The organism is uncultured Microbacterium sp., assembly GCF_963521695.1.
In the GTDB taxonomy this organism is placed as follows: Bacteria; Actinomycetota; Actinomycetes; order Actinomycetales; family Microbacteriaceae; genus Microbacterium.
Genome location: NZ_CAUQWC010000247.1, coordinates 1 through 4,608, shown reverse-complemented (window position 1 = coordinate 4,608; position 4,608 = coordinate 1). Strand labels below are relative to the sequence as shown.

Here is a 4,608-nt window from a genome sequence, read left to right as displayed (position 1 = left end):
GCGCAGGCGCCCGATGAGCCACGCCGTCGCCGCCGAGGCCGCGCCGGCCGCGACGATCGAGGGGACGGGCGACAGCATTCCCGCGTCGGAGCGGGTCAGCGCCACGATCGCCCCCACGACACCCAGCGCGCCGATGACCACGCGGCCCCACGGGGGCCGGTGCCACTCGAGCACTCCGGCCGCACCCGCGACCGCGAGCAGCAGCACCGCGATGCCGACGAGGAGCGCCGCCTTGTCGCCGGTGCCGAAGAGGCTGATGGCAAGGTTTTTCGCCCACGCGGGGGCGATGTCGATCATGCCGCCGCCGATCACCGCGAAAGGGCTCGCGGTGGGGGCGACGATGGCCGCGACGAGTTCGCCGAGCCCGGCGCCGAGGGCGGTCGCGCCGATCGCGGCGACGGCGGCAGGGAGGTCGCGGGTTCGAACGGAGGCGGAGGGCACGAACGGAGCCTATGGATGCCGTGCCCCACCGGGGCCGTCCGCGTCCGAACTCACAGCCAACCGGAACCCCGTGCCTCGCGCCCTCGCCACCCCGCACGCGAGTAGCGTGCTGGCATGCCCGAGAGCCTGCGGTCGATCCGCCGCCCCGCGGCCGGAGGGGCGCCGGCGTTCGACCTGTCGTACGTGCGTGCGGGCCCTCGACACGAGATGCCCGTGGTGGTCATTCCGGGCGGCCCGGGGCTGGCATCGGTGTTGCCGTACCGGGGACTGCGGCGGTGGGCGGCGAGCGGCGGGCTCGATCTCGTGATGATCGAGCACCGCGGTGTCGGCCGCTCGCGTCACGACCTCGACGGCCGTCCCCTGCCGCCCGAGGCGATGCGCATCACCGCGGTGCTCGACGACATCGCGGCCGTCCTCGACGCCGAGGGCATCGACCGCGCGGTGATCGTCGGCTCCTCGTACGGCAGTTACCTGGCGATGGCGTTCGGTGCGCGGCATCCGGAGCGGGTGGCATCCATGCTGCTCGACTCCGCGCTGCAGTCCACCCGCGATGTCGGTCTCGAGCGGGCGCGCCTGCGGCAGTTGTTCTGGGATGCCGACGACGACATGGCCCGCGGCGTGAGGCGCCTCATCGCGGGCGGCGTCGCACCCCGCGTCGTGCTGGACATCGTGCGCGCGGCGTACGAGCTGGGCGGGGCCGACCTGGTTCACCCGCTGCTGCGGCATCGTGCCGGCCTCACGTGGCGCGCGCTCGGCGCCTACGCGACGCGCGACGGCGGGCTCCCTCGGATCCCGGGCATCTACGAGTTCGACCTCGTCGGCACGATCGCGTTCCGCGAGCTGGGGTACGCCGGTACGCCCGACGGTCACCCGCTGGATCCGGCATTGACGTATCTGCCGCTCGCGCCCGGCTTTCCGGCGTTCGAGCGCGAACCGTACGACCTGATCGAGGCGGTCAGCTCCTTCGCCTTCCCGCTCGTCGTGCTCTCGGGTGACCGGGACCTGCGCACGCCTCCGGCGATCGCGGAACGGGTGGCCTCCTCGGCCCCGGATGCCACTCTGGTCCGCATCCGCAATGGCCACAGCGCCCTCGACACTCATCCGCTGGCGCTGTTGAACGCGATCCGGCGCCTCGTGCGGGGGCAGCAGGCGCGTCTGGCCGCAGACGAGGCGGCGCTCGACCGGTTGCCCCGGAAGGGACTGTCGGCGTCGTTCCCCGGATTGCTCCTGCACGTCGCGCATCTCGACGCCCTGCTGCGTCGCCGTGTGCGGGCGCGCTGAGCTGGCCGGGCGGTGACCGTCATCCTTCGCGGCGGCATTGCACGTGCACTGCGCCCCCGTCTGTGCGACGCCTGGTCTGACGTCTATCGATGCCGATGCCGACGCCGACGCCGACGCCGCGAGCCGTGTGTCGTATCGAACCGGTCCCGAGTGAGGCTCTCGTGCTTCGAGAAGAACGCCACCATCGCGCGCATAACGAGTGCTGCACCGACGACGAGCACGACGGCCGCCGCGGCACGAAAGGTCCACATGAGGAGTGCGACCGCCGTGACGCCCGCGGCGGCGGCGGCGAACCACCATCCGAAGCCCGCGGAGAGGATCGCCGCGGCTCCCAAGAGGACCGACGCTGCGACGCGGAGCAGCGTCGCGTTGTCCACGGGCGTGGAGCTCCCGCGCCGGTTGCGTTTGGGGGAACCCTCGTCTGAGTGGACGGGTGGGCGCGTCGAGTTGTCAGGGGTCGACGTAACGGAGCGGCTCAGCTCGGGTGCGCCCGCCGGCCCCGCTTCACCCGTCGGACCCTCTGGTCGCTCCACCGGGGGTGTCTCGGTCATGTCTGCCTCTCCGTTCGGTAGGCGCGCTGGCTGATATGCCCTTAAGGATTCTGCCTGCCCCCAAGGAGTGTGGGACGGATCCATCGGTCCGTTCGACCGGTCGCGACTCGAGCAGTGCGCCGGTGGGAGCGATGCCGAGCAACCGGACGCCCCGTGACGATCTCCGACCCCGCGTACTAGCGGTGTCGGAGAGCCGCGCTAAGTGTGCTGATCGGGTGTCGAAGATGGAGGCGGGCGTCTCGAGCGAGAACGCCGTCATCGGCGCCGTGGATCTGCCAACGGCGGCGGCATGACGGTGATCTTCCCGGCGACGGACACATCGCCGTTCGGGTTGGTGCGGGTGAAGATCAGATCGTCGCCGTGTCACATGAAGGACGCAACAGCGCGCTTTCGGCGAACCCGGCTCGTCCTGCGCCGACCGTACCATGCTGCGACCGTCCGGACTGCCCCTGTCGGGGCCGGGCGTCGGTGTCAAGGATCTGCCCGAAAGACGCACGCGCGCGGATGCTGACGAGGTGACTGACGGCGACCATCTCGCGTTCCCCCTGCTCGTGCCCGACGACACCCCCGGCCTCGGGGGCGTCCGTGTCGCCCTGGAGGGGGCGGACGCCGTCGACGGTCTCGGCACGGACATCGTCGCCACCCTCGCTTGGGCGGTCGACGTCGCGCGGCCGGACTCGGTCGCGGCGACCTGGGAACTGCTCGCGTCGGTGGCGGCGCGCGATGTCGCCGCCGCCCGCGTGCTCGAGCCGCACCTCGATGCGCTCACCATCCACGACGAGGCCGTGGCGTCGGGCTTCGCGCTCGACCTCGACGCGACCGGCACCTGGGGCGTCTTCGCCGCCGAGGGCCCGGGCACACGACTCGAGGCGCGACACGACGCGGGAGCCTGGACGCTGCACGGAACCAAGCCGTGGTGCTCGCTCGCCGCCGACCTCGACCGCGCACTCGTCACGGCCTGGATCGACGACGAGCGTCGACAGCTCTTCGCCCTCGACCTGCGCGATGCGGCCGTGACCGCGCACCAGGGCCCGTGGCACGCCCGCGGGCTCGACCGCGTCGTCAGCGCCCCGATCGACGTCCGGGGCGCCCCTGCCGTACCGGTGGGGGACGCCGGGTGGTATCTCCGCCGTCCCGGTTTCGCCCACGGCGGGGTGGGGGTCGCGGCGTGCTGGTGGGGTGGAGCGATGCCCCTGCGCTCCGCGCTCGCCGTCGCTGCCACCGGTGACGGCGCAGATCAGGTCTCGCGCGTGCACCTCGGCCGTGCCGACACGGCTCTGTGGGCCGCCCGCGCCGTGCTCGTCGAGACCGCGCGGGTGTTCGACGCCGGGGGCACGGCATCCGAAGGACTCCGTGCCGCCCGCGCGCGCACCGTCGTGGCCGACGCGGTCGAGACGACGATCTCCGAGGCCGCCCTCGCCCTCGGCCCCTTGCCTCTCGTCGCCGACGAGGCGCACGCGCGCCGGGTGGCCGACCTGCAGATGTACGTGCGGCAGCATCACGGCGCGCGCGACCTGGCGAAGATCGGCGGCGACGTGGCGAGGGGAGGGGGAGCATGGTGAGCTTCGACCACCGCGATCCGGGTACCGACGAACACGTCTGGACCGCCGCTCTACGCCGCGACCTCCCGCCGCTCGACCTCGATGTCGACCGTCTGATCGTCGTCGCCGCGCACCCCGACGACGAGACCCTCGGGGCGGCGGGCCTCCTGGCCACGGCCGCCGTCCGCGGCATCCCGGTCGATCTCGTCGTCGTGACCGACGGCGAGGGGTCGCACCCCGGCTCGCCCACGCACTCGCCGGCGACGCTCGCGCTCCTGCGCCGTCGCGAGCTGCGCACCGCCGTGGAGACGCTCGGGCTCGACGCCGACCCGCTGTTCCTCGGCCTCCCCGACGGCGGAACCGACGAGTATCGGGATGCCGTCTCCGCCGCCCTCGTCGAGGCTCTCGACCGCGCCGATTCCGACCGCGTGCTGGTGCTGTCGCCCTGGCGCGGAGACGGACACCGCGACCACCGCGTCGTCGGCGAGATCGTCGAGGAGGTGTGCGCGGCGCGTGCCGTGCGCTCGCGCGCGTTCCCGATCTGGTTGTGGCACTGGGGCGCACCCGGCGACGTGCCGTGGGACGCCGTCGAGCGTCTCGTTCTCGACACGGGTGCTCGGGATGCCAAGACCCGGGCCCTCGACGCGCACGCCAGTCAGCTCCAGCCGTTGTCGCCGGCGCTCGGCGACGAGCCGATGGTGCACCCGCGCATGCGCGCGCATTTCGAGCGGGATGCCGAGGTGTTCTTCGCACCCGAGCCGCGCGACGGTGCGGCCGGTCGCGCAGCGACGGAG

General features: G+C 73.0%; 4 protein-coding genes and 1 pseudogene. 3 read left to right on the top strand and 2 right to left on the bottom strand.

Annotation, left to right across the window (positions count from 1 at the left end):
• A pseudogene (locus RWP81_RS14460) lies at window positions 1-441 on the bottom strand (oxidoreductase); the annotation flags it as partial.
• A gap of 114 nt (window positions 442-555) precedes the next feature.
• Here RWP81_RS14460 and RWP81_RS14455 point away from each other — a divergent pair.
• Window positions 556-1,722 (top strand): alpha/beta fold hydrolase, encoded by a 1,167-nt coding sequence (locus RWP81_RS14455; RefSeq protein ID WP_314457242.1) that lies wholly within the window; start codon window positions 556-558, stop codon window positions 1,720-1,722.
• 83 nt (window positions 1,723-1,805) lie between these two features.
• Here RWP81_RS14455 and RWP81_RS14450 read toward each other — a convergent pair whose 3' ends face one another.
• The gene (locus tag RWP81_RS14450; protein WP_314457240.1) at window positions 1,806-2,099 is read right to left on the bottom strand and encodes a hypothetical protein; all 294 of its coding nucleotides are present in this window, start codon (window positions 2,097-2,099) and stop codon (window positions 1,806-1,808) included.
• Window positions 2,100-2,788: 689 nt separating this feature from the next.
• Here RWP81_RS14450 and RWP81_RS14445 point away from each other — a divergent pair.
• On the top strand, window positions 2,789-3,835 hold the full coding sequence (locus RWP81_RS14445) for an acyl-CoA dehydrogenase (RefSeq protein WP_314457239.1): 1,047 nt from the start codon (window positions 2,789-2,791) through the stop codon (window positions 3,833-3,835).
• The coding region (locus RWP81_RS14440; protein WP_314457237.1) for a PIG-L family deacetylase at window positions 3,829-4,608 on the top strand (780 nt) is incomplete at its 3' end. The genes RWP81_RS14445 and RWP81_RS14440, both read left to right, overlap by 7 nt.

Excerpts from the sequence above, each read along its gene's own strand:
- RWP81_RS14455 (WP_314457242.1), top strand. The coding sequence starts at position 556 with ATGCCCGAGAGCCTGCGGTCGATCCGCCGCCCCGCGGCCGGAGGGGCG.